Annotated in this window: 26 protein-coding genes and 1 rRNA gene; 3 read left to right on the top strand and 24 right to left on the bottom strand. The window is 39.6% G+C overall.

Features of this window, described 5'->3' with window-relative positions:
• A 16S ribosomal RNA gene (locus ACSU6B_RS27650) occupies nucleotides 1–75 on the bottom strand; the annotation flags it as partial.
• Nucleotides 76–587: 512 nt separating this feature from the next.
• On the opposite strand from ACSU6B_RS27650, the gene ACSU6B_RS27645 reads away from it, so the two are divergent.
• Nucleotides 588–713 carry a hypothetical protein gene (locus ACSU6B_RS27645; RefSeq protein ID WP_285290741.1) on the top strand — a complete coding sequence of 42 codons (126 nt, stop codon included), beginning with the start codon at nucleotides 588–590 and terminating at the stop codon, nucleotides 711–713.
• A 52-nt stretch (nucleotides 714–765) separates the two neighbouring features.
• Here the strand turns inward: ACSU6B_RS27645 and ACSU6B_RS27640 are convergent, their stop codons facing one another.
• The 6 genes from ACSU6B_RS27640 to ACSU6B_RS27615 all read right to left on the bottom strand — a co-directional run bounded on the left by ACSU6B_RS27640 (nucleotide 766) and on the right by ACSU6B_RS27615 (nucleotide 5565).
• The gene (locus ACSU6B_RS27640) at nucleotides 766–1536 is read right to left on the bottom strand and encodes a class I SAM-dependent methyltransferase (protein WP_410889587.1); all 771 of its coding nucleotides are present in this window, start codon (nucleotides 1534–1536) and stop codon (nucleotides 766–768) included.
• A 107-nt stretch (nucleotides 1537–1643) separates the two neighbouring features.
• Entirely contained in the window at nucleotides 1644–2396 is a 753-nt protein-coding gene (locus ACSU6B_RS27635) for an exodeoxyribonuclease III (protein ID WP_410889585.1), read from the bottom strand.
• Between the two features lie 144 nt (nucleotides 2397–2540).
• Nucleotides 2541–3341 (bottom strand): divergent polysaccharide deacetylase family protein, encoded by an 801-nt coding sequence (locus ACSU6B_RS27630; protein ID WP_410889583.1) that lies wholly within the window; start codon nucleotides 3339–3341, stop codon nucleotides 2541–2543.
• A 95-nt stretch (nucleotides 3342–3436) separates the two neighbouring features.
• The gene (locus tag ACSU6B_RS27625; RefSeq protein ID WP_088088526.1) at nucleotides 3437–3877 is read right to left on the bottom strand and encodes a peptidylprolyl isomerase; all 441 of its coding nucleotides are present in this window, start codon (nucleotides 3875–3877) and stop codon (nucleotides 3437–3439) included.
• A 247-nt stretch (nucleotides 3878–4124) separates the two neighbouring features.
• Nucleotides 4125–4577: a CBO0543 family protein gene (locus ACSU6B_RS27620; RefSeq protein WP_410889581.1), complete on the bottom strand. Its 453-nt coding sequence runs from the start codon at nucleotides 4575–4577 to the stop codon at nucleotides 4125–4127.
• A complete protein-coding gene (locus tag ACSU6B_RS27615; protein ID WP_410889579.1) occupies nucleotides 4504–5565 on the bottom strand; it encodes a DUF2515 domain-containing protein in 1062 nt (353 codons plus the stop codon). The genes ACSU6B_RS27620 and ACSU6B_RS27615 overlap by 74 nt, the downstream gene beginning before the upstream one ends.
• Nucleotides 5566–5715: 150 nt before the next feature.
• Between ACSU6B_RS27615 and shc the strand changes: the two genes are divergently transcribed.
• Entirely contained in the window at nucleotides 5716–7581 is a 1866-nt protein-coding gene (gene shc, locus ACSU6B_RS27610) for a squalene--hopene cyclase (protein ID WP_410889577.1), read from the top strand.
• 44 nt (nucleotides 7582–7625) lie between these two features.
• Here the strand turns inward: shc and ACSU6B_RS27605 are convergent, their stop codons facing one another.
• From ACSU6B_RS27605 to ACSU6B_RS27525, 17 genes are all read right to left on the bottom strand, one after another.
• Complete coding sequence (locus tag ACSU6B_RS27605) at nucleotides 7626–8132, bottom strand: mismatch-specific DNA-glycosylase (protein ID WP_410889575.1); 507 nt, start codon at nucleotides 8130–8132, stop codon at nucleotides 7626–7628.
• Nucleotides 8133–8204: 72 nt separating this feature from the next.
• Nucleotides 8205–8780: a YitT family protein gene (locus ACSU6B_RS27600; RefSeq protein WP_410889574.1), complete on the bottom strand. Its 576-nt coding sequence runs from the start codon at nucleotides 8778–8780 to the stop codon at nucleotides 8205–8207.
• Between the two features lie 122 nt (nucleotides 8781–8902).
• A complete protein-coding gene (locus tag ACSU6B_RS27595) occupies nucleotides 8903–10228 on the bottom strand; it encodes a Na+/H+ antiporter NhaC family protein (protein ID WP_410889573.1) in 1326 nt (441 codons plus the stop codon).
• Between the two features lie 114 nt (nucleotides 10229–10342).
• Complete coding sequence (locus ACSU6B_RS27590) at nucleotides 10343–10774, bottom strand: cell wall hydrolase (protein WP_214732815.1); 432 nt, start codon at nucleotides 10772–10774, stop codon at nucleotides 10343–10345.
• Nucleotides 10775–10941: 167 nt separating this feature from the next.
• Complete coding sequence (locus ACSU6B_RS27585; RefSeq protein WP_410889571.1) at nucleotides 10942–11355, bottom strand: hypothetical protein; 414 nt, start codon at nucleotides 11353–11355, stop codon at nucleotides 10942–10944.
• Nucleotides 11356–11382: 27 nt separating this feature from the next.
• Complete coding sequence (locus tag ACSU6B_RS27580; protein ID WP_410889590.1) at nucleotides 11383–11778, bottom strand: peptidylprolyl isomerase; 396 nt, start codon at nucleotides 11776–11778, stop codon at nucleotides 11383–11385.
• Between the two features lie 44 nt (nucleotides 11779–11822).
• Nucleotides 11823–13265 (bottom strand): S1C family serine protease, encoded by a 1443-nt coding sequence (locus ACSU6B_RS27575; RefSeq protein ID WP_410889569.1) that lies wholly within the window; start codon nucleotides 13263–13265, stop codon nucleotides 11823–11825.
• Nucleotides 13266–13431: 166 nt separating this feature from the next.
• A complete protein-coding gene (locus ACSU6B_RS27570; RefSeq protein WP_410889588.1) occupies nucleotides 13432–14838 on the bottom strand; it encodes an ATP-binding protein in 1407 nt (468 codons plus the stop codon).
• Nucleotides 14828–15529, bottom strand: a complete 702-nt coding sequence (locus ACSU6B_RS27565; RefSeq protein ID WP_410889567.1) for a winged helix-turn-helix domain-containing protein — start codon at nucleotides 15527–15529, stop codon at nucleotides 14828–14830. Before ACSU6B_RS27565 ends, ACSU6B_RS27570 begins: the two co-directional genes overlap by 11 nt.
• A 185-nt stretch (nucleotides 15530–15714) precedes the next feature.
• Complete coding sequence (locus ACSU6B_RS27560) at nucleotides 15715–16689, bottom strand: quinone oxidoreductase family protein (RefSeq protein ID WP_410889565.1); 975 nt, start codon at nucleotides 16687–16689, stop codon at nucleotides 15715–15717.
• A gap of 12 nt (nucleotides 16690–16701) precedes the next feature.
• Nucleotides 16702–17481 (bottom strand): enoyl-CoA hydratase/isomerase family protein, encoded by a 780-nt coding sequence (locus ACSU6B_RS27555; RefSeq protein ID WP_410889563.1) that lies wholly within the window; start codon nucleotides 17479–17481, stop codon nucleotides 16702–16704.
• A gap of 43 nt (nucleotides 17482–17524) precedes the next feature.
• On the bottom strand, nucleotides 17525–18262 hold the full coding sequence (locus ACSU6B_RS27550) for a 2-phosphosulfolactate phosphatase (protein WP_410889561.1): 738 nt from the start codon (nucleotides 18260–18262) through the stop codon (nucleotides 17525–17527).
• Nucleotides 18263–18279: 17 nt separating this feature from the next.
• Nucleotides 18280–19356: a phosphotransferase family protein gene (locus tag ACSU6B_RS27545; protein WP_410889559.1), complete on the bottom strand. Its 1077-nt coding sequence runs from the start codon at nucleotides 19354–19356 to the stop codon at nucleotides 18280–18282.
• Nucleotides 19357–19462: 106 nt separating this feature from the next.
• A complete protein-coding gene (locus ACSU6B_RS27540; protein WP_410889558.1) occupies nucleotides 19463–20029 on the bottom strand; it encodes a TetR/AcrR family transcriptional regulator in 567 nt (188 codons plus the stop codon).
• A gap of 131 nt (nucleotides 20030–20160) precedes the next feature.
• The gene (locus ACSU6B_RS27535) at nucleotides 20161–21774 is read right to left on the bottom strand and encodes a long-chain-fatty-acid--CoA ligase (RefSeq protein WP_410889556.1); all 1614 of its coding nucleotides are present in this window, start codon (nucleotides 21772–21774) and stop codon (nucleotides 20161–20163) included.
• Nucleotides 21775–22007: 233 nt separating this feature from the next.
• Nucleotides 22008–23216: an acyl-CoA dehydrogenase family protein gene (locus tag ACSU6B_RS27530; protein ID WP_410889554.1), complete on the bottom strand. Its 1209-nt coding sequence runs from the start codon at nucleotides 23214–23216 to the stop codon at nucleotides 22008–22010.
• A 231-nt stretch (nucleotides 23217–23447) separates the two neighbouring features.
• Nucleotides 23448–23645 carry a hypothetical protein gene (locus ACSU6B_RS27525; RefSeq protein ID WP_066256390.1) on the bottom strand — a complete coding sequence of 66 codons (198 nt, stop codon included), beginning with the start codon at nucleotides 23643–23645 and terminating at the stop codon, nucleotides 23448–23450.
• Between the two features lie 185 nt (nucleotides 23646–23830).
• Here ACSU6B_RS27525 and ACSU6B_RS27520 point away from each other — a divergent pair, with 185 nt between their 5' ends.
• Nucleotides 23831–24712 (top strand): VanW family protein, encoded by an 882-nt coding sequence (locus tag ACSU6B_RS27520; protein WP_410889552.1) that lies wholly within the window; start codon nucleotides 23831–23833, stop codon nucleotides 24710–24712.
• Nucleotides 24713–24732 lie beyond the last annotated feature (20 nt).

Raw genomic sequence — 24732 nt, 5'->3', positions numbered from 1 at the left:
GCAAGTTCGCTCGACTTGCATGTATTAGGCACGCCGCCAGCGTTCGTCCTGAGCCAGGATCAAACTCTCCAAGAAAGTTGATTAGCTCATTTTGTTACGTTGGCTTAGTTTCTTAATTGAAACTAAAAGTTTTTTGTTTGTTTGCACGATTTTGTTTGTTTAGTTTTCAAAGAACAAATCTATTATTCTTGTTTGTCAACCAATCAAGTGATTAGCGACTCTTATTATTCTAGCATAACACTTTTTTAATGTCAACTTCATTCGAAATAACTTCTTACATCTCTTAAACTAGTTATTCCTTAGCAGCGACAATGAATATCATACTACCCCATCACTAATTCGTCAACCATTTCTTTTCGATTTTTTATAAATTGGCTGTGTTAAACTTGGCTGTTGATTTCCGCTTCAGGCGCTTCACTCCAATCAACATGTGCCAAAATCAACAATGAGCTTTAACATAGCCATAAATTATATAGCACTTTGTAATGGGAAAGCCAGAAAAGATTATTAAATAGGTTTAGATAAGAATTAATAGGAAAAAATATACTTTAGTATTCCGTTCTTATAATAAAGGAGATGACTATAAATTGAGTATGAAAAAAGACGATGAAAGTGGATTGATTACTCCTGTGGAACAAGAGCAAAATCAATCGGTTTTGGATGAGAAATTGCCTGAATTTGATGTGATTGGAACCGCACTTAACGATGTTTAATTCGAAAACCCTTTGCAAAAAGAGAAATCCTCTTTGAATGCAAAGGGTTTTTTCACCTTTTAATTGCCCTTAATATGACGGCTTCCCCGACGAAGGAGATAATTTGATTATCCCTTATGGTAATTTTAAATTTCTCTTTTACTTTCGGGGATGCATTAAGGATGAATTGAGTTAATTTATCTTTTTCATCTTCAGGTAAATTCATGCGATTACACCAAGGTTCGTAATGAAAGGTTTTTTCAAAGCGGTGCCATTCAAAAATTTCAAAACCGGAAATTTCAAGCATCCGGAGCCATTCACTTTTCTTCCAAGCCCGGAAATGACTGTAATCCCGCCATTTTTCGATGGTATTATAAAATAGATCATAGTCCTCTTCCTCTGGAACGACATTATCATCAAGTAAAAACTGACCTGATGGCTTGAGGACGCGGTGGACTTCTTCCACAAACTTATTTACATCCGGGAAATGATGTGGAGCAATCCGGCAAGTTACAATATCAAATACTCCATCTGGAAATGGAAGAATTTCTGCATCCCCAACTTTAAACTCGACATTTTGATGCCCATTACCTAAGATATATTTTTGAGCTGCAACTAACATTTCAGGTGTCAAATCTAAAGCCGTTACTTTTTTTACACAAGATGCAAATGCATTTGCAGTATGACCGCCGCCTGTGGCAACATCTAATAACTCTTCTTCTCCGGTTACCGTCGCAATTTCCAAAAGCTTTTGTAAGTCATTGCCATCTTTGTGGATAGCACTACTAACATAGGAATCTGCACTTTTTCCAAACTGTTGTTGTACATCCTTTTTGATATCCATGTCATTTCTCCCTCCGTGACTTCTATTTAATAACTATAAAGCAGTTACTTCATAAAGAAAATGACAGGTATTTTATGTTTTACAATAAGAAAAACTAATTGAATTTATCAATCCATTTCAAGAATTACTGGGCAGTGGTCACTCCCCATCACATTGCAATGAATATCCACATTCTTGAGTCGTTCCCGCAATCTATCGGAAACAATAAAGTAATCAATCCGCCAGCCAATATTTTTTTCCCTGACTTTTGCCATGTAGGACCACCAGGTATAAGCACCTTCCTGCTCCGGATTAAAATGACGATAGCTGTCAACAAAGCCTTCAGCAAGTAAAGAGGTCATTTTCCCACGTTCTTCTTCCGTAAACCCGGAATTCCCATTATTGGATTTTGGATTTCGCAAGTCAATTTCCTGATGAGCGACATTCAAATCCCCACATAAGACGACGGGTTTCAGTTTATCTAATTCCTTCAAATGCAGTAGGATCCGATCCTCCCAGTCCAAACGATAGTTGATTCTCGCTAAATCTCTTTGTGAATTAGGGGTATAGACATTAACTAAGAAAAAGTCGTCAAACTCTAATGTAAGAATTCGTCCTTCCCCTTCAGTCTCATCCGTTCCTACCCCATATCGAACAGAAAGCGGTTTCTTCTTAGTAAACACTGCTGTACCGGAGTAGCCTTTCTTGATTGCATAATTCCAGTATTGGTGATATCCAGCCAACTCAAGACTAATTTGCCCTTCTTGCAGTTTGGTTTCCTGCACACAAAAAATGTCTGCATCCACTTCATCAAAATAATCCAAAAAACCTTTTTTAACGCACGCCCTAAGGCCATTAACATTCCAAGATACTAGTTTCATGTTAACTTTTCCTTCTCTCCCTTGCTAACTGGTTATTTATTAATGTTTGATAGGAGACATTTTATCAGTTAAGGAGGATTTGGGAAAGAAATATGACCCCCCATAAGATGGATTATTAGTCCAACTTATGAGGGGTCACTTCACTCAGCTGCCTTTTTTATATGGTATAAAATACTTTTCAGGTAATTTGCCGGAAAACAGCTTGGAAACAGGGACTATTTTTATATTTCGTTTATTAAATTCGTCCACCGCCTGAAAGACACCAATCGAACATACTTTTCCGGTTATACCTACATGCCCAATAGCAATACCTGTACCTTTTATTTCAGTAACCTTCGCTAGTCTAATCATTTGTTTTCGAACATGTGCTGAAGAGGATATGTCGTCTAGAAATACATCTCTTTTTAGGATGGGTACACCCAGCTCTTTGGCTATTTCGGGAAATTTCGTATTTGGACTAGTGGCACTATCGATAATAAATAATCTTCTTTCCTTAGCAACCTCAACAATTGCACGAACTATTTCTTTATTTTCAACCGCAAGTGAGCCCATATGGTTATTGATGCCTACAGCATATGGAACATCTTTTATCGCGTCCTCTACAATTTGTCTTACATCGGCTGGTGAAAGGTCATTCGTAATTGGCCTTGGCCCAAGCCAAGATCTTTTTCCTCTTTTCGGTTCCATGGATAAATGAATCATTACTTCGATGCCATATTTATGGGCCCATTCCGCATGTTCTGTCGAGTGTTCTGCAAACGGCATGACTGCAGCAGTAATCGGAATTTCTCCTTCAAGGAAGTCACGCACTCCACCTGTTCCACCGCCGAAATCATCAATGATAATCGCAGCCCTTAATTCTTTGGGTTCATTTTTTTCGGCCGATGTCGGTTGTTGAAATGTAAATACCATGAATGGAATAAGCATATAAATAAATTTTTTCATAAATGACCCCCAACTTTGATTTTAGAGGTTAATTTGCCCTAAGTGATTATAAATTAGACAAAAAAAAGAGAGCTGCAAGAGCCCTCCTGAGTTATCTATTCTTGATCATATACCTTTACTTCTACCATTTTATCACCATTGCGCATGGATTTTGCAGTTTCAAGCCCAGAAGTCACTTGTCCAAACACGGTATGAACACCGTTTAGATGCGGCTGTGATTCATGAACGATAAAGAATTGGCTTCCTCCAGTGTTTTTGCCTGCATGTGCCATGGATAATGCACCAGGTACATGTTTGTGAGGATTCCCTTCTGTTTCACATTTAATTGTGTACCCAGGTCCACCAGTTCCACGACCTTCAGGACAGCCTCCTTGACTTACAAACCCTGGAATAACTCGGTGGAAAGTTAATCCATTGTAAAATCCTTTGTTAACCAATGATTCAAAATTCTCAACTGTCCCTGGTGCTGCTTCTGGATATAAATCAAATTCAATTTTTTCTCCGTTTTCCATCAAAAAATGACCTTTTTTCGCCATTGAAAACACTCCTTTATGTAAAAATCATTTTTATCATACACTTTTCAAAAAAGAAATGAAAGTTTGAAACACCAAATTTCTTCCTTTCAGTTATATTTCTCCTATGGTTGTGGTAATATAATAGTACCCCTTCCGAACATTCGCTTGTTGCGGGACACTTAACCACTGTACGGACGGAAGGGGCAAGGTGTAACAATTCAATTGTTGCATCACGAAAGCCGAGACGAAAGTCTCGGCTTTTTGTATGTTAGCCTTTTCGTATAGCCATCCAAGTGTAGAAAGAATAAAGAATCGTTAAAAATAACAGGTAACCAAAGAACGTGTAGAGATGTGACCAGTTCTCAGTGTGGTCAAACCAGCCGAACACTTCCGTTAATTTTTCTAGAATGGGCATCAAAAGACTAATAAATAAGATAAGGCCCACTTTCCCCCATTTGTTCACCTGGTTCATCATTCGCAGAAAGACGAATACAAACACTGGCAGCACCACGAGTGTAAATACAATATTGATGGAGAAAATAGTGGGCAACGGCCTCACGGGGAACCGATATATGTGTTTTCCAACGAAAAAAAGATCTAAATACGTAGCGAGCAAGGAAGCCAAAAATACGGCTGCGAGGGATGGGTTAGTCCAAAATCGATATGGCTTTTTTGGCGATGGCAGCGAGCTCGAGTCGTTCAAGTGTTTTACAGTATTCATTTTTAATCTCCCCGTCAATTTTTTCATTGTCATCCATTAAATAATCCACAACACGATCATCTTCAAACCAGTCCCCTTTTTCAGCCTCCGTTTGACTTATATTCTTCCAAGCATATTCAAGGGCTGGACTATAAATTTTCCTTGCTCGCGGCCGGAGCTGACAGGCCTTTAAGCGGGTTTGATAGGCAAAGCCGGGTATTCCCTCGTTGATGTTATTAAAAATTTGCGGCCAGTAATCCTTTCTGGAGCCTGTATGAGGATGGGTTTTAGCCCATTCCAAGACTAGTTTTAAACGCTCCTGGTTTTTAAAAAGGACATCATATAATCTTTTTCCAAGTAAAATTCGTTCATTTAATGACTCAAACTGATGAAGTGTTTGCCCAGCAAGGTTTCTTTTTCCATAAGGAAAGAGGATATGGTTAAAAGAAAGCAAGTCCTGGAGAATAAATTCAAATTTATTTAACACTCCTTTTTGATAAAGTGGATTCTGAATCACCCTTTTTTCCAAATAACTCTGTTCATTTATTATCAATGCAATGGCAAGAATATAGGTTTCTTGATGAAGCCAAAAGCGATTCCAAATCGTTTCCATAAAAGTAGAAATATTTAGATAAGAACTTAAATGAAATAACGGTTTATGTTGCTTTAAGCTTTCCCTATATAACAAAAATTGTGGATAGACGTCTTGGAAAATGAGCCAATTCCCACGCTCTAAAAAAGCAAAAAAAGTTTCTCTTTCTTTTTTCGAGAGTAAACGGGTGAGAAATTCTCCTTTCAGGTCGGTCATATTCCAGCCACCGTTCCGGGAGACCATATGCCCGAGAAAAGCCCAATGGATTTCAGGGAAGTGAAGATAAAAGTCAAGGTATGCCTTCGTTCTAGTGACATTATTTAAGTTATGCTCCTTTGTCTCAGTCTTTATTTGTTCTAAAAGGCTCGCTTCCCCTCTCGTTATTTTTGGCGGCAAACTTGATTGTTTGCCCTTCATTTTTAATTCTTCCCTTATATATTCCAGTGGTGACTTCTCGCGATTCCTCTTAAAAAATATGGCACATTACCTCCTTTGCGTATTCTCCTTCCACCAATGGAATATGTATGAATGAGAATAATTTTCTGGGAGAGGAATGAGTACTTACTTATGAGTAATACAAAAAAAGGCATCGATTGGATTATTAAGAAGCTTCGGAAAGACCAATCTCCCGATGGATCTTGGAATTACCCCTTTGAAACAGGACAGTCAACAGATGCCTATATGATCATTTTATTGCGGACATTGGAATTAAATGATGAAGAATTAATTCAAGGCTTGGTTTCGAGGATCTTTAGTAAACAAGGTGAAAATGGAGCATGGAAGCTTTATTATGATGAAGGCGAAGGGAACCTCAGCGCGACCGTGGAAGCTTATTACGCCTTATTATATTCAGGGTATGTTAAGAAGGATGACAAACGATTGCGTGCTGCGAAAAGATTTATTATCTCCAAAGACGGCTTAGAGGAAGTTAGTATCTTTACTAAAGTGATGCTTTCTTTAACCGGTCAATATATTTGGCCCGATTTTTCTCCTCTTCCGGTTGAATTCATACTCTTGCCACACTACTTTCCGATTAATTTCTATTCCTTTTCTGTCTTTGGCAGAGCCAATCTTACTCCGATTATTCTTCTCGCCGACAAAAAGTTTTTTATAAAGACAATGAAAAGCCCTAATCTTTCAGAACTACATCTACACCGCAATCAGGAAAAACCTTGGTTTCGATCCAATGAATATCGTTCCTTGTTGTCATTTATCGAGGATGGAGTTAAAAGATTAATGGGTCTACCCGAGCAGCTCCATCAGCTAGCGATAGAACGGGCCAAAAAGTATATGTTGGACCACCTTGAACCAGATGGCACCTTTTACAGTTACTTCAGTAGTACCTTTTTAATGATTTTTGCCCTACTCTCCCTAGGATATAAGAAAACGGATCCGGTGATATCAAAGGCCGTGAAAGGATTGATTGCGATGAAATGTGAAATCAACGGAAGCCCCCATATGCAGTACACCACAGCGAATGTCTGGAATACCTCTTTGATTGGTTATGCCCTCCAGTCAGCTGGTGTTTTAGCAGACGATCCAATGGTCATGAAGGCCAATCGTTACCTGTTAGACCATCAGCATCATAAATTCGGGGATTGGGTGATTCATAATCCAAAGACAATGCCCGGCGGCTGGGGGTTTTCCGATGTAAATACGATGAATCCGGATGTCGATGATACAACTGCCTCGCTCCGCTCTATTTCAAGAATTGTTCCGCATGAAAGACATGCCTGGGACCGAGGTCTGGGTTGGCTTTTATCCATGCAAAATGACGATGGTGGCTGGGCAGCGTTTGAAAAGAACATCAATACAAAGTTATTCGAGTTCCTCCCAATTGAAAAAGGCGAATTTTTACTAACAGATCCTTCCTGTGCAGACATCACAGGGCGAACCATAGAATTTTTGGGGAATTACACGAATTTATCAAGAGACCACAAAGCGATCAATAAAGGAGTTAACTGGCTTTTGAAAAATCAACTGAAGGATGGTTCTTGGTATGGAAGATGGGGGATTTGTTATTTATACGGAACTTGGGGAGCAGTAACTGGTTTGTTATCCGCAGGGGTCCCTACTAGTCATACAGCAATCCAAAAGGCTGTGAATTGGATTCAAGGGATTCAAAATGAGGATGGCGGCTGGGGGGAGTCATGCCATAGTGATAGCGAAAAAGCATATGTGCCATTACGAGCAAGTACCTTAACGCACACAGCTTGGGCACTCGATACCCTGCTAACCACTTCAGAAAAACCAACCACACAGATTCGAAAGGGGATTTCCTATTTATTAACGTCACTTGAAAAACAAGATTGGACCACTAATTATCCAAAAGGTCAAGGGATGGCCGGTGGTTTTTACATTCACTATCACAGTTATCGCTACATTTTCCCTCTTTTGGCTTTGTCACACTATCAGAAAAAATTTGAGTCGTGAAAAAAATAAAACATCGAAGGCAGCAGTTTAAACCTTCGATGTTTTTATTCTGTTAGGATTGGGACAAGCGCTTTATAGATGTCAACAATTTCCTCCATCTTCATTCGAACCAGACCACTGGAAGAAGGAGCAACGAAATCAACTACTCCAGGTACAAATCCGTTGGGTTGCTTCCCCCACTGAATCACTTTTAAGCCACTGTATTGCTGGTAAACTCCCTTTCCAACAAAGCAAACTACCTGCGGCATTAACTGTTCGACCTTTTTCTTTAAGATTTCTCTTCCCTTCACGTACTCCTCTTTCGTAATTTCATCCGCTGCCTTTGTCGGCCTTTGAACGATATTTGTAAAGCCATATCCTAAATCTAAAAGTTTCGCATCTTCAGTTGCGTCATATTTCCTCGGCGTTAACCCCGCTTCATACAAGATCCTCCAAAAACGATTGTTGGGATTAGCATAATGATGCCCGAGTTCACTAGATCGAATGCTTGGATTAAAGCCAACAAATAAAACCTTTAAATTTTCCTTGAGATGATCACTGATGGGTTTCATAAAAAATCTCCTTATTTACCTAGCCTTTTTAGATTTACCAATTGTTCCATCGTTATGTAATATTTACTTTATTTAGTTCTGCTTAATGTAATTAGTGGTCATCAGACTTGCTAGTAGCCCAACAATCGCTACGATGACCAGCGAATAAAAAAGTTTCACATCCTGCAGGAGAAAGAGGCCGGTAATAATGATAACGGCATCCATTGCAAACATAATGACGCCAACATTCACTTTTGACCATTTGGCAATGATTAGTGCTAGCAGGTCCATACCGCCTGGACTAATATGATTTCTAAGCATTACCCCAACCCCACTCCCAATAATCACAGCTCCTACAATTACACTGCTGATGATAGGCAAATGAAATATTCCATTTAATGGCATGAACAATTCAATCATAAGACCGGTACAGAGCGCTCCTATTACACCATTGATAAAATAAATGGGGTCAGATTTAAAGGCGAACATATAAACGGGGATATTTAGAAAGATAAACGTGATTCCGGTTTTAAAACCCCAAATATATTTTAACAACAGGCTAATACCTAAAAATCCTCCATTAATTAAATGCAAAGGAAGAATAAACCCGTTAATGCCAATCCCAATCATGGTGCTCCCAAATCCGATTATAGCCAATTTTTTCAGCATGTGATCATCCCTTGTCCAAGTTCTTTACTACCACTAATATGAAAGATAGTGGTACTTCATTCAAAGGGATTTTCTTTAGCCCCAAAAAACCGAAAAAACGGAGACGCAAAGGACTCCGTTTTTTAAGCAATCGCTGTTCGATTTGGTTTGGATTTTCGGGCTTGTTTTACTAAGGAAACTAATATCGTTAAAATGGGTAAAATCCATAAAAATAGAGCAAATGGCAGATAATCCATGATCGGTATACCAACGATCGTGCTGCACATGATGGCGAGAACACTCCACGGAACTATCCCCGGAAATAGCATCGTCGAATCCCCCATCACTCTAGCTAGCTCTGCTTTTCCATAGTTACTAGACCAATGAGGAAGGAAGGATCTCCCTGTTAGAATAATGGGCAGGGTTTGATTTGCTGCTATTAAAGTGATCAAAAATGTCGCCAAAAGCGTTTTAAGGGTGTCACCAGTCAGAGATCGAGATGATTGTAACCATTTATCTAAATAAGGCTGAATGACATTCATTTCTTCTAAAAGGCCATTATATGCCCCTGCCAAGGCTAAAAATAGGAGCAATTCGTACATATGAAGGAATCCTCCCCCAAACCCATCGATGCCACCCCACAAAGAAAAAACGAGTTTTGTATATGAAATTCCACCGAATAATGCAATCACCGAAGCTGATAGAATACTAGTTAAGAAAGCATAAATGATACTAAACTGTAAAAGAACAAATACGATTAAGATGATTGGCGGGATTAATTTAATCACTGAAATTTCATGCAAACTTAGTGGTTGGGAATTTGAAGCAGTTGTCTCAGAGATCAGATAGTCAGCCATTCCATAAAAGCAAAAGCATAAAATAATAGCCAAAAGCGTGGTGACAAGCATCGCATTCCATTGTCTTTTCACCGGCAATTCAACCGTATGTGACAAAAGTTGATGGGCACTTGAAAACGGCGAGGTCCGATCGCCTACAAACGCTCCTGAAACCAATGCGCCAGCCACCATTTCAACAGGAAGGTGAAGAACGATTGCCGTCCCAATAATAGGTATGCCAATCGCACTCAATGTCCCAACAGTCGTTCCAAGTAGCATCGAGAATACCATGGCGCTTAGAAAGGATAAGACAAAGAAATGATTTGGTATGATAAAATGCAAGGCGATTTTCACCATTTGCTGAATGGTTCCAGATAAGTACCAAGATGGCAGCAAGAAACTAACCAAGAAAAGAATTAAGATGACAATTTTCGTTTTATTAACACCCAAAATACTAATATGTAGAATTTGTTTTATCGATATCTCTTTTTTCTTTGCTAACCAAACAAGCATGAGGTAGCCTGGAAAAAAACCTGCCACAAGTGGGTGATGAAAGATAACTGACCAAACCACCCCTGTCAAAGTAATGATTAGAAGGAGCAACACTTGCTTTAAAGAAAAATTAATATCCATACGAACCCACCCTTTAATTAAGAAACATCTCTTATTATAAGGAAAAATGACCCTTCCGAAAAGCAATAGCTTGCCACCAATATAAAAAGAAGCCGCAAATAGACGGCTCCATTGTTATGCAAAGGTATTATAAACACTTTCACACTCTGCTGCAGTCGGTTGATAAAAACAATGCAGTTTAAACCTAGCTACAAAAGGTTGATTATACCAAGTTTGCGGACAATCTCCGGGTGGCTTAAAATACCATAGACTGAATTTTGCCGGCCAATACCTTTCACCATTAATGACTTTTTGTGCCAAACGCTTTTCTGCAGTCCTAGCTCGTTGATAAAAATATCCTTTTGTCGTTGCTTCAAATGCATGTGGTTGATAAACCATTTGTGGTATTGTTCGAAGTCCTTTAAAATCAGAACAGTTTGCACGAAGTCTATTAATTCCTACGTTTCCAACAAGGAGCATACCTTGAGTGCCTTCACCTTCAGCTTCGGCTCTAAGTAATCGCGCCATAAGATCAATATCCGATGAACTTGCCTTCACAACTGCCATCACGTCACCCCCAATTTTGTTGCTTAATATCATATTCCTAAAAGTGGGTTGGTGATATAGATTTTACGAATAACAAGAATTAGCGGAAACCACAGGGTTGTTTTATTACTTGGTCAAACAACCTGACGATCATTCCGCCAACTTGTCACTTTATCTCGCCAACCCGCTTAATGAAGGTACTTTTTACGTGAACCGAGCCTTTTTCGGTAGACAAACTTTCTAAAATCATCCTCCTTTAGATTCCCATCATAAACTAAAAAAAGTAACGATTGATATTCTGGATATCGCTCCATGACGAAAAGGGCGAACTCCTTCCGTTCGCCCTTTTGTTTCAATTTAAACTCTTCCTGGTTAATAATATCTTCAATCTTCTTTTGGTAATATGCTTTAGTATCTTCCCACTTTTCCTTTCGATTCTCCAAAACATCTCGGGCATATTCAGGTAATTTCTCAATCACAAGATCAATATAGCCTTCAGACCACATAATCATTTTATCCTTTTCAGGGAGTTCAAAGACCATATTCATCAACTCAAGATCATCCACTGTATCGTTTGCTGCATATTTCCCGACTCGATTCATCTTGCTATTCACCTCTTGATCGTAGGGTTAAACTTCTTCTAGTGTATTTTCAATATCATAGCTCTTCTTCTTGTTCTCTAGCCAGGTTGTGTACTCAGAATCGATTTTCTGATCAACTAAAGTTTCTTTAATTTCTTCCTTACTATCATTATAATTTGCTTCTTTTGCCTTCTTTTTAGCCTCCACTTTAATAATATGATACCCATATTTTGTCTTTACTGGCTTACTTACTTGGTCCACTGCCAGTCCAAAGGCCACATCTTCAAATTCAGAGACCATTGTCCCTTTGGAAAAATATCCAAGGTCACCGCCTGAATCCTTCGTGCTCTCATCGGTGGAATTATCTTTGGCTAACTCCGCAAAATCCCCGCCATCGTTGAGCTTTTGTTTGACCTCATTAGCAGTTTTTTCATCGGGAACCAGAATTTTTACTTTAATAAGGACATTTTTCTAGCTACTCCCTCCCCTTATTCCGACAGTTTTACAATTATCGTCATTTGTTTTCCGTCGCGGTAAACACCAAATTTTATTTCAGCGCCTTTGCTAACTTTTGTATATAAATATTTTCTTAAATCTGAAGAACTGGTAATCTCCGTTCCATTCATAGAGACAATAATATCCTTTATTTGCAGCCCAGCTTTTGCAGCTGCTGAATTAGGCTCAATGTTTGTCAGCATAACACCTTTTGTTGTGTTATTCGGCATGTTTTGCCAGTACATTTGTGGCACTTGATCAAGATCTGCAAGTCCTACCCCAAGATATGGTCGGTCAATTTTACCGCTTTTAATTAATTGATTCACAATTGGAATGAGGTCATTACTAGGAATCGCAAAGCCTAATCCTTCGACACCACTCTCAGAAATTTTCAAACTATTGATCCCAATCACTTTCCCTTGTGGGTTAATTAACGCACCACCACTGTTCCCTGGATTGATCGCTGCATCTGTTTGAATGACATTGGTGTCCCAATTTCCTGCTGATGTTGTGATAGCAATGCTTCGGTTCGTTGCACTGACAATTCCTTGCGTGACTGTCCTTGAGAGATCGAGTCCGAGCGGGTTTCCAATCGCATAAACCTGGTCGCCAGGGCGGAGTGTGGATGAATTACCAAAATCAGCAGTTGCCGTCACGTATTTAGCGTCAATTTTTAAGACCGCAAGATCCGTTAAGGCATCTGTGCCAACAACTTCAGCGGTCGCCTTTTCACCGTCAAACAAGGATACTTCAAGTTTCGAAGCCCCTTCAACCACGTGGTTATTGGTGACAATATACGCCATGTCACTATTTTTTTGAAAAATAACTCCCGAGCCAGATCCGCTTTCCACACTTTGTGATGAATTAGGGTTTCCATCAAAATTATTCTCTTGTTGCTGATAATTAACGATCCCTACAATGGCTTTTGATACATTTTCAACTGTATCCGCAATCGAATTAGAAGATGCGGCTGTTGGCTGAGCCACCACTGGTTTGACAGATGTTCCTTGTTGAGAACTTATTGCCCCTTGACTCTCCACCTTCGGAAAATGATTTTTTATGTAGTCTGTATGTGGCAGAATCGCTAATGTCAATACAGACCCAATTACCCCAGCGGCAAGTGTGGAGGCAAATCCTCTTACATTCCGTTTTTCCTTATACTTTTGATCCACATGGCTAGTCGTACGCGTTTGATCCATTTCTAGAGGTAATGTCGCTTCTGTGGTAGGGTCGACTTTGGTTGGTTCTCCATGTTCCTCATGATCGACAAAATTCTTCGTCTCCACTGTTACGGTCGCATCGACAGCATGCGAATTTTCTTCGGTATGGCTGAAATTGATTGTATCCATTGAATGTTCCTCAGCTTTTGTATTTTCAGTCATCTCAGATGAATTAGGTTGATTTTTTTCGAATTCATTTTCATTTATTAATTCCATCTCACTCAATCTCCTTTAAGGATTTTCTAACTTGTCTTTACTTTAACTGACAAATCTTAAGAAATTATTAACAAACTATAACGGCTTTTGGAAATATCCAAGAAATATAATCGCAACTGCGCAAAAAAGCTGCAGGCATCGGCCCGCAGCTTCTTAATACTCCCTCTTATTTTTGAAGTCGAATCACAAATTTTGTTCCTTGTCCTTCTTCACTGAAAACATTAATTTCTCCATTATGAAGGAGAACCAATTGCTTTACGATTGAAAGACCTAACCCAAATTCACCATAGGGGTTACTGGTTCTGGAAATATCAGCTTTATAGAAACGACGCCAGATGTTTTCGATATCATTCGGTTCAATACCAATTCCCGTGTCTTCCACTTCGATAATGGTTGAGTTCTTCTCTGTTCTTCCACGCAGCCAAATGGTCCCGTTCGTGGTAAATTGAATGCTATTTTTGGTAATATTAATTAATATTTGTATCAGACGGTCATAATCTGCATTGACCATGACTTCCGGTGCCGCGTCAATAACTATCCGATTATTTTTATCCTCTGCTTGAGGCATTAATTGTTCCTGAATAATTTCTAGTAACTCTACGAGCTGAATGTCTTCCCTAAATAACTGAATCTGGTTGGAGCGAATTTTGTCATAATCCAAGTTTTCATTGACCAGGCGAATGAGTCTTTTCGCTTCTTGGCTAACTAAGTTGATTCCACGCTCTTTATCTTCTTCCGGAATCATGTCATTTTTCAAACCTTCGATTACACCACTAATTGTCGTAAGAGGCGTCCGCATTTCATGGGAAACATCAGACAAAAATTGCCTTCGTCTATTTTCTAGACTTTCAATTTCCTCCATCGATGTATTAATTTTATCGACCATATGATTAAAATCGTTTGCTAATTCACCAATTTCATCAAAATTGGAGGAAGAAACGTGTACTTGATAATTCCCAGCAGAGACAAGGGAGGTTGCTTCACGTAGTCGCTTAATCCGGTTAACATGAATCCTCGATAAAAACCAACTCATTAGAAAGGATACAATAAGAGCAATAAGAATGGTATACAAAATAAACTGATTGACACGTTGAATCATCGCACTTGAGCCGCTAATCGGTGAGGTTAATAGAATGCCGCCAATAAAGTTCCCGTTATCAAGATACGGTAATACAACAAAGGTAACACCTTCTTGACCGAATCGTTTAAAATCGCTATTAACCACAAGGGTACGTCCTTTTGAAATCTTATCCCAATCCTTGTCAGATAACCCCCCAATGGCTGGACCCTGTTTTCCAACGGCGTATAATTTTCCATATTGATCGAACATACTAAAGCTCATTTTTCTGGTCGCTAATACGGAGCTATATCGATTAATGATGGACTCCGTCGATTGTGGCCTTTGTTCAATCTCTGACATGATAGACTTTCCATAAGAAATGAGCTCGTTTGCTTTATTCTCATAAACCAGATTTTCAACATAATGGGCAAATAAAAGACTTAACACCAAAAAAGCAACAATAATGATACTGATATGACTAAAAAACTGTTGGTAAATATATCTAAACTTCATCCGCTTTGATTGACTCATCAAACTTATACCCTACCCCCCATACCGTATGGAAGAATGGCTGCGAGCTTGTTTCGACTTTTTTCCTCAGCCGTTTGATATGGACATCGACTGTCCGTTCATCACCGTAGTACTGATAACCCCAAACCCGTTCAAGTAGCTGCTCTCTTGAAAACACTTGACGGGGATGTTCAACCATATAGTAAAGTAAATCAAACTCCTTCGGTGTTAAGTTTGTCACCGGTGTTTCGTCCACAATCACTTCTCTCGTATTTTTACTTACCTTAAAGTGTTCGGTTTGTAGGAAATCCTCACTTTCTTTTGGCACCTGTGTTTGGAAGCGGCGTGTAACTGCCTTAATTCTCGCCATCAATGTCAGCGGACTGAATGGCTTGGTTACATAATCATCAGCTCCCATCTCAAGTCCGAGCACTTGATCTGACTCACTATCCTTTGCTGTTAACATAATGATTGGAACAGTAAAATTTTCTTGCCGGATTTTACGGCAGATCGTTACCCCATCCATTCCCGGCAGCATCCAATCAATAATGAGAGCATCCCATGTCCCTTCCTTAATGCGGTTATATCCCTCAAGGCCATCATTGACAAACTCTCCATCAATGCCTTCTTTGGCAAAAAACATTTCGATCATTGAGCAAACACTTTTATTATCTTCAATCACTAATATTCTCAAAATTAGATCAGCTCCTCATGCAACCTAAATTGTACTATTTATTTAGTTTATCTCAAATTTTAAGCATATCAACCATAAAAACAATTGTTCTCTACTAATTAATAGTTTGTTCATAGTTTATTAATATCCCCACAGAAAAAGAGGCTTGAATCACTTCAAGACCTCTTTCATACATTTATTTAACATTACGGCACTAAAATTAATTTCCCTTGTGTTTTTCGCGATTGCAGCAGAGTATGGACCTTTGCTGCATCCTCTAATGGGAATACCCCGCCAATGATCAGCTTTAATTTTCCTGCACCGAGGTATGTAAGTAACTCAACTAAGCTTGGCTGCAGTAATTCTGGTTTCCTCATAATCTGCGGTAAGAAAAAGCCGATAACTGATTGATTTCTAGCCATCAGTGATGACGGATAGAAGCGGCTTTGTTCACCGCTTGCAGCACCAAACACAACAAGGCGGCCAAATGTGGCGAGACATTTGACGGTTTTATTAAAAACATCCCCGCCCACCATTTCAAGTGCAACATTTACCCCTTTGCCGCCTGTGGCTTCAAGAACCTGCTGTTCCCAGTCCGGCTCTGTATAGTTAATTAGTACGTCTGCGCCCATTTCCTGTGCTAACGCCAATTTTTCAGTTGAGCTTGCTGTAGCAATTACCTTTCCTGCCCCAAACAATTTCGCTAACTGAACAGCAATTGTTCCTACCCCGCCTGCAGCTGCATGCACAAGGACGCTTTCGCCCTTTTCTAAACGACCCATTGTTTTTAAAATATGATAAGCACTTAAGCCTTGCAACGGCAGGGCAACGGCATTTTGGAAATCTAATTGTTCAGGAATCGGAATCAGTGAACGCTCATCTGCTAGCGCATATTCAGCGTAGCCCCCTGATTCGATTAAGGTGACAATTCTTGTACCTGGCTTAACTTTTGTGACTTGATCTCCAACTGCAGCGACCACTCCCGCAATTTCAGCACCAGGAATGAAAGGCAGCGGCGTTTTTACGACATATTTTCCTTCCCTCCGTGCAGTATCCGCGTAATTAACACCTATCGCTTTTATTTCAATTAGAACTTCATGACCGGTTGGAACCGGTTTTTCAATATCCACTAGATTCAATACTTCTGGTCCACCAAATTCTGTTAATCGAACTGCTTTCATCACTTTCATCTCCTATTTCCCTTTAAATGCTGGTTTTCTTTTTTCCAAAAAAGCGGTAATTCCTTCTTTGTGGTCAGCTGTTTGCACCATTAACGTCTGTATCAACCGCTCCTGCTCGAGGATTTCCTCAAGTGTGGATGTAAACGATTGATCAATTAATTTCTTTTGTTTTCCAAACGCTTTGCCAGGACCATGTGCCAATTTTAAGGCGAATTTCGTAGTTTCTTCTTGAAGCTTCTCTAATGGAACTAAATAATTAATCACCCCTAGTTGAAAAAGACGCTCTGCAGGGATTGGTTCTGCTGTAAAAAAGAATTGTTTCGCTAAATGCGGACCTATTAATCTTGGAAGTAAATAGGAGCCGCCCCCGTCAGATATTAACCCAACCTGTGAAAAGCTTAGGGCGAACTTACTGTCTTCCGCTGCTACTATAAGATCACAGGCCAGAGCCAAATTAAACCCTGCCCCAGCGGCAAAACCGTGAACAGTGGCGATAATCGGCTTTTCGGTTTCTTTCATCAATAAAATGAGCTCATTGAGCTTGCCGATATGCTCGTAAACTTGATTAGAGTCTGCCTGCCCCATTGTTTTGACGTCGCCTCCTGCACTAAAGGAACGACCGGCTCCAGATATAACAATCACCTGTATATCTTCATCCATCTGGGCGTTAGTAAGCGCATCCTTTAGTCCTAAAATCATCTCGGGGCTAAACGCATTTAGGCTTTCAGGACGGTTTAATGTCAAAGACAACACCGGACCTAGTTTTTCAATTAATAAATGTCCTTGGCTCATATTCATCTTCCTTTCAGTTTAGGTCATCGATCTCTGCATCCCTTTAAATAGAGTAGATTGTTTCGACTACGACTTTTCCATCTTTTAATATAGGTACAATCGAAGTTATCCCTTTTGCCGAAGCCACCATTAAGTCAGGATGCTGATTATATTTATCTAGAATTTTTCCAACATAAGAATCTAGCAGAATCTCGTAGGCGTCCTCTTGACCCCGGTAGAAATATAAAGCCGTTTTCGCTGCATCTGTTAATTCATATTCACTATTTTTCAATAAACAATCTAATAAGTGGCCGGCACCATAAAAATCTTCAAAACTCATTTCACCAGAATTTCCGGAACAAATAATTAGAATGGTTTGATCCTCACTAACTTTCTGAAGAGAACTAGCAACAGCAGGATTATTGAGCATAGATGCAATGTATACTTTATTCGCCGAAGATGATTTTCTTAACGCCACAGTGCCGTTTGTGGTGGATAAAATTAACGTTTTTCCTTTAATGGATTCCCTGATTAAGGTTGGACTAGGATAAACAAACCCATCAATCGGTTTGGCATCTAGTTCTCCAGCCAGAATACATTCATCCTGTTGGTACTGATTTGCAAGTTCGATTGCTTCCTTGCTATGCAAAACTGGAATGACTTCCTTTGCGCCATCCTTTAAGGCTGAAACAATTGTGGTTGTTGCCAGTAGTATATCTAAGACGACCGCGATTTTATTTCCATCTGCAATTTTCTCTTCTCGGATCTCTTCTTTCTTCATAAGAAGATGAATCTTAGTCATTTCTACCCAGCTCCCTTTTAAACCCTTTCATCCGCAACATTCGCTGCATGCAGAATTAAATTTTTTACAAAATAATTAAAATTGGCAAATCGTGTATCAGTGGTTTGCCCTTTTTTATAGCGGTAGTAAATTTGTTGACCAATGACAGCAAGTTTAAAATAAGCAAACGTTAAATAAAAGTTAAAGTTAGAAACATCCCTGCCACTTTTTTTCGAATAAAGATCGATACATTCATTCCTTGTTAAAAATCCATCATGGACAGCCGTGATCGGCGCCTTACCTAACCCCTTAATCAAAAGTTCAGAGTCATCGTGTTGATTCCAATAACCCATGGCCACCCCAAGGTCTGCCAGCGGGTCGCCTACCGTGGTCATCTCCCAATCAAACAGGCCAACCATATCGGTTAGATCCTCAGTAAACATGGCATTATTGAATTTATAGTCATAATGTATGATCGTCGCTTCGTGTTTTTTGGGTGTCTGTTCTACAAGCCATTGTTTTAATTGTTCAACGACAGCAATTTCCTCCGTTTTCGCCCGTTCATATCGTCCAATCCAGCCATGTACCTGCCTTTCCATAAACCCGTCCGGCTTGCTGATTTCAGCAAGACCCGTCTGTCTGTAGTCGATTGCATGCAATTCTACAAGTTTATTGACCATTACCTCCGAAAGGTGCCGACAGTGATCTTCAGTTACTGGAACTCCAACAGGGAAAAACGTGTCAATTACAAGACCATTCTTTCTTTCCATTAGGAAAAAGGGACTGCCAACGATCGACTCATTATTAGAAAAAAGAATTGGCTTTGGAGCAACTGAAAATAATGGATGCAACTCTGAAAGAATTTTAAATTCCCTTTCCATATCATGAGCCTTCGGTGCTACAGGTCCTAGAGGAGGGCATCTTAGTACAGCTTCCCAACTCCCCTTTTTTATTTGATAGGTTAAATTAGAATGCCCTGCTGAAAATTGTAAGATTTCAAGCGGACCACTTGGCAATTTTTCGATGTTTTCTTGTAAAAACTTTTCAAGGACAGGAAGGTTCAATTCCTCCCCTTTTCGGACAGGGATTGTATCTTTACTCATTCGGTGTGGCATCAGATTCCACCTTTCAATTTGGAAAATCCAAACAATACTGACCAGTTGGTATTCATCTTGAAAAAAAAGGGTAATTTCCACAAAAACCCTCTTCCCAATTTTTTCTTCAATTAACTTGGATTCCCTTTAAAATCATTTCGACAAAAATCTCTGCAACTTCCCGGTCAGAGACCCTTCCGTTTGGGTTAAACCATTGGTAGCTCCAATTGGTTATGCCAAGAATTCCCATTGTAATAATCTGCACATCTAACTCGGGCCGGAACTCACCTTTTTCTACTCCTGTCCGAATCAGGACCTCTATATTGAGACGGAATTGATCTCTTTTTTGAACAATTAATTCAATATGATCTGAACTTAAATTATTTATTTCTCTAAAGAAAATTTTTGCAGCCGCTCCTTGACTGGAAATACTTGTAATAAGCATATTAACAATCTCAAATAATTTTTCCTTACAAGACTTCGAAGCATCTTTTAATATCTGCTCCTGGTAAAAAAGTAATCCATCTATATATCCGAGGTGGATATCCATCAGCAATTCTTCCTTACTCGAAAAGTAATAGTAGAATGTACCCTTTGTCACACCAAGAGAATCCACAACGTCTTGAATTGACGTTTCGGTGAATCCTTTTTTTTCAAAAAGCCGGATGCTTTGAGCTGTAATTTTTTCCTTCACATTATGTCCTCGCATTCTGTAAAAATGTCTATTGAGAATTATATCATAATCTATAAGACCCCTATAAGCACAAACGAGGATTTCTACTATCTATACTATTTTCGGAAACATTTTCAACCATCTATAAGCTTTTATTTATTTTTCACTTCGTCCCTTATGGAACGGCGGAGAATTTTTCCAACATTTGTTTTTGGAAGTTGATTGCGGAATTCGACATTGCGCGGTACTTTATAGGCTGCCAAGTTTTGCTTACAATATTGAATTATTTCTTCTTCTGTTACGGTTTTGTCAGCCTTTATTACTATGACGGCTTTCACATCTTCTCCTCGGTACGGATCGGGAACTCCAATACAGACCGCCTCTTGTACAGCTGGATGTTCGTAAAGGACTTCTTCAATATCACGTGGATAGACATTGAAGCCACTGGCAATAATTAAATCTTTTTTGCGATCAACGATGTATAGATAACCATCCTCGTCTACCTTGGCAATATCACCCGTGTATAACCAGCCGTCACGGAGGGTATTTGCTGTTTCTTCCGGCATATTCCAATACCCCTTCATAATCTGTGGTCCCTTAATGATGACTTCCCCTAGTTCACCAACAGGCACTGCTTCAGTCCCTGTTGCTAAATCCACTATTTTGTATTCAGTGGATGGGACGCCAATCCCAACGCTGCCAGGTTTGCGTACTGAAAATGGCGGGTTGCAATGGGTGGTCGGTGAGGCTTCTGATAATCCATAACCTTCTAAGATTTTAGAACTTGTTTTCTTTTCAAAGCTGCGGAGCAGTTCAATTGGCATTGGCGCGCTTCCACTGTTACACGTTTTAATACTGTTAATCCCGTATTCTTCGGCACGAGGATGGCTTGTAATCGCTACATACATGGTTGGGACACCTGGAAAAACAGTAGGTTGTTCATTCTTGATCGTGTTTAATACTTCCTCTAATTCAAATCGAGGAAGCATGATCGATTCAGAGGCTGTAAAAATCGAAAGGTTCATACAAGAACTCATCCCGAAAACATGGGAGAGTGGAATGACCGTTAGAAAACGCTCGTTCCCGATTTCCATTTCTTCTTTAAAGAACTCGTAACACTGAGTCACATTTGCTAGAACATTTCGGTGCGTCAGCATCGCACCTTTCGATCTTCCTGTTGTGCCACCAGTATATTGAAGGACGGCTACATCATGCAGAGGGTCCAATTCAATCGGGAGAATGCTTCCGTTACTTTCCGATAAGAAGCTTTCAAAGCTTCTGTCCGGGGCAAATTCATGTCCTGGAGGCTGGAGGCTGACAACAATGATATTCTTTAGGTTGGTAAGTGCTTGAACACTTTTCACCCTCGGATAGAGGGCATCGAGAACTACAATGGTTTTCGCTTCGGAGTCCCTCAGTATATATTCAAGCTCTCGTTCGACTGACATTGGATTCACTTGGGTAACAATCGCCCCAGCCGTAAGAATTCCGTAATAGGAAATAACATATTGCGGACAGTTCGGGAGCATAATGGCAACTCGGTCGCCTTTTTGAACCTGATTTTGCTGCAAAGCAGATGTAAAGTTATGAACTAGCGAGTTTAATTGCTGATAAGAAAATTTCCTTCCATAAAAGGATAGAGCATTATTATCAGGATATTTTTCCGTTGTCTCCTGAAGAATTTGTCCTAAAGGCTTATTTGGAATCGTCACATTGGTTTCGATAGTTTCCGGATAATGGGCTAACCAGGCTTTCTTACCACTCATCGATTTTCCTCCCAAAATGTCTTATAAACTCACTAATGGTTTTTTACCATTTGCTATAGAGCATCTAAAATGCTAATCCGCCACCGTCAACAGTCGGGTTGTACCTGTAATAAAAGACACTTCATCTCAATCTAATAACACCGTATTTGCGGAATCGATATCAACGACGGCAACCCTTGATTGCTGTTTCCCTAGTTATCTCATAGTTCTCAGCCCTTCTTCAAGTCTAAATTCTATTGATATTTTCTCAATTCTAGCTTGGCAACCTGTGCACGATGGACTTCATCAGGTCCATCTGCTAATCTTAATGTTCTTGCGTTTGCCCATTGGGCAGCAAGTGTAAAATCGTTTGAAACTCCTGCAGCACCCAGTGCCTGAATGGCACGATCAAGGACACGTAATGCCATTGACGGGGCGACTACTTTAATCATAGCAATCTCTGCTTTTGCTTCTTTATTACCAACAGTATCCATCATAAAGGCAGCTTTTAAGGTAAGGAGTCTTGCCTGTTCAATTTCGATCCTAGAATCTGCAATCCATTCACCAATTACCCCTTGCTGTGCTAATAGTTTTCCAAAAGCAGTCCGTTCCTGAACACGCTTACATAATTCCTCAAGCGCTCGTTCAGCTGCACCAATTAATCTCATACAATGATGTATTCTTCCAGGCCCTAATCTCCCTTGCGCAATTGCGAACCCTCTCCCTTCTCCCCAAAGGATATTTTCTAGCGGTACGCGCACATTTTCATAGGTGATTTCTCCGTGTCCATGCGGGGCATGATCATAGCCGAATACAGGGAGCATTCGTTCAATTTTCACACCTGGGGAATCAAGTGGAACGAGAATCATCGACTGTTGTTCATGACGGTTGGCAGACGGATCTGTTTTCCCCATAACAATCGCAATCTTGCAACGAGGATCACCTGCACCAGAAGACCACCATTTCCGACCATTAATAACGTACTCATCGCGATCTCTTTCGATCCTAGCTTCGATGTTAGTCGCATCCGCTGAAGCCACAGCTGGCTCTGTCATCGAAAAGCAAGAACGAATTTCACCTGCTAACAACGGCCTTAACCATTGTTCTTTATGCTTCTCTGTCCCATAGCGTACGATAACTTCCATGTTTCCCGTGTCAGGCGCACTACAGTTAAATACCTCTGGACCTATAAGAGACCTTCCCATAATTTCACATAAAGGAGCATATTCCTGATTAGTTAATCCGGCACCCAAATCACTTTCTGGTAAAAATAAGTTCCAGAGCCCTTCCGCCTTTGCTTTTCCCTTCAGTTCCTCCATAATCGGCGGCACCGCACTCCAACGGCTTTCTTGTTCATTTAGTTGCTGCTCGTAAATACGCTCATTGGGATAAACATTCGCTTCCATAAAGGCCGTTAATTTTTCCTGTAACTCTTTCACTCGTTGAGAATATGAAAAATCCAATATTTCCACTCCCTTCCTCATACTAACCAGTTGGTATGTTGTACTTTCAATTATACCTGTAAATATTAAATATTCAAATTAATTTCTAAATATTCTATAACATTTAGTATACAGGAAAGTCTAATAGAACAAATTTTAAAAATTATCTGAGCTAGAAAAGAAAAAGAGTGGGCCAAGAAAAGTCAAACCAATACCATCATCCTGCAATAGACATTTCCTGACCTTGGTTTATTAAAACCTTTTAGTAAATGATCTTTTCTGTTTATTCATTACTTCATGCGATTTTTCGATAATATCTGTTAGTACATCTCCTTTATAAATTCTACCCAGCTTCAATCCTTGCTGGTAATACTCAACAATTTCGTCCAGCAGCAAGGAAGTTTCCTTCGTAATTCTTACGTTTAATTGAATTCTTTCGTTTTCAGCCAAGATAAACACTCCTATTTATTCGCTAACAATTTGCTAGCACTTTTCTATTCCATTGTTATCATCTACAAATATACTATATTTCTACATTCTTTTCAGTAGAAATAAAAAATTTGGATAACTCTTTCTTTGTGGGTACATGAATTTGCATAGTTCGACTAATATTATTATAAGGAGGGTTGCTGGTTATGTTTAAGACTTTGATTTTGGGGCTTTTCCTAATGGTCCAACAGGGAAATTCGTCCGATAGTTTAACTATTACAAAGAATGGTCAAATCGTGGCCAATATGAATCGAGAAGAGTTTGCTCTATCTCATACTGGTTTGCCATTATTAAATTCTCAAAAATTAAATCAGTTTTTAGACCAACTGGATAAACAATTTTCTGTTGCACCTGAAAACGCCAGCTTAGATCAGTTTGGGGTAATTATACCCGAACGAACAGGTTCTCGAATCCATCGCCAGGCCTTTACTGAACAATTCTATGCCTATTTTTTTGGTTCTAAAAGGAAAAATTTAGAATTACCTATTCTTACTGTTTATCCAAAGGTGGATAGTGAATTACTTGGTGAAATTCGCAGTATGCGAATTGGGCGCTATGTCACTTCTTTTAATTCTCGCAACAAAAAAAGGTCTAACAATATTCAGTTAGCAACAAAGGCCATAAATAATTATGTTGTTTTTCCTGGTGAAAGATTTTCTTTTAATCAAGTGGTAGGTAAACGAACAGCTGCCAAAGGTTACCAACGGGCTCCTGTTATTGTGAAGGGGGAGTTCTCAGAAGACATTGGCGGAGGTATTTGTCAGGTCTCCTCTACTCTCTATAATGCGATTGACAATGCTGGGATCAAGATTCTGGAGCGTTTTTCTCATACCAGAAAAGTTCCCTATATTCCTCCTGGACGAGACGCAACAGTAAGTTGGTATGGTCCCGATTTTGAATTTAAGAATAACTATAACCAGCCCATATTAATCAGAGCACGGACATTAGGAAATTTATTAATCATAAAAATTTATTCTTCCGAGAATATTAGCTACTCACCAAAGAAAATTCCTAATCCCCCATATTAAAAAAGTCCGCAATGCGGACT

Source organism: Neobacillus sp. C211, assembly GCF_051842875.1.
GTDB lineage: Bacteria > Bacillota > Bacilli > Bacillales > Cytobacillaceae > Neobacillus.
The sequence above is the reverse complement of the archived record's forward strand: the minus strand, read 5'-3'. Positions and strand labels throughout refer to the sequence as shown.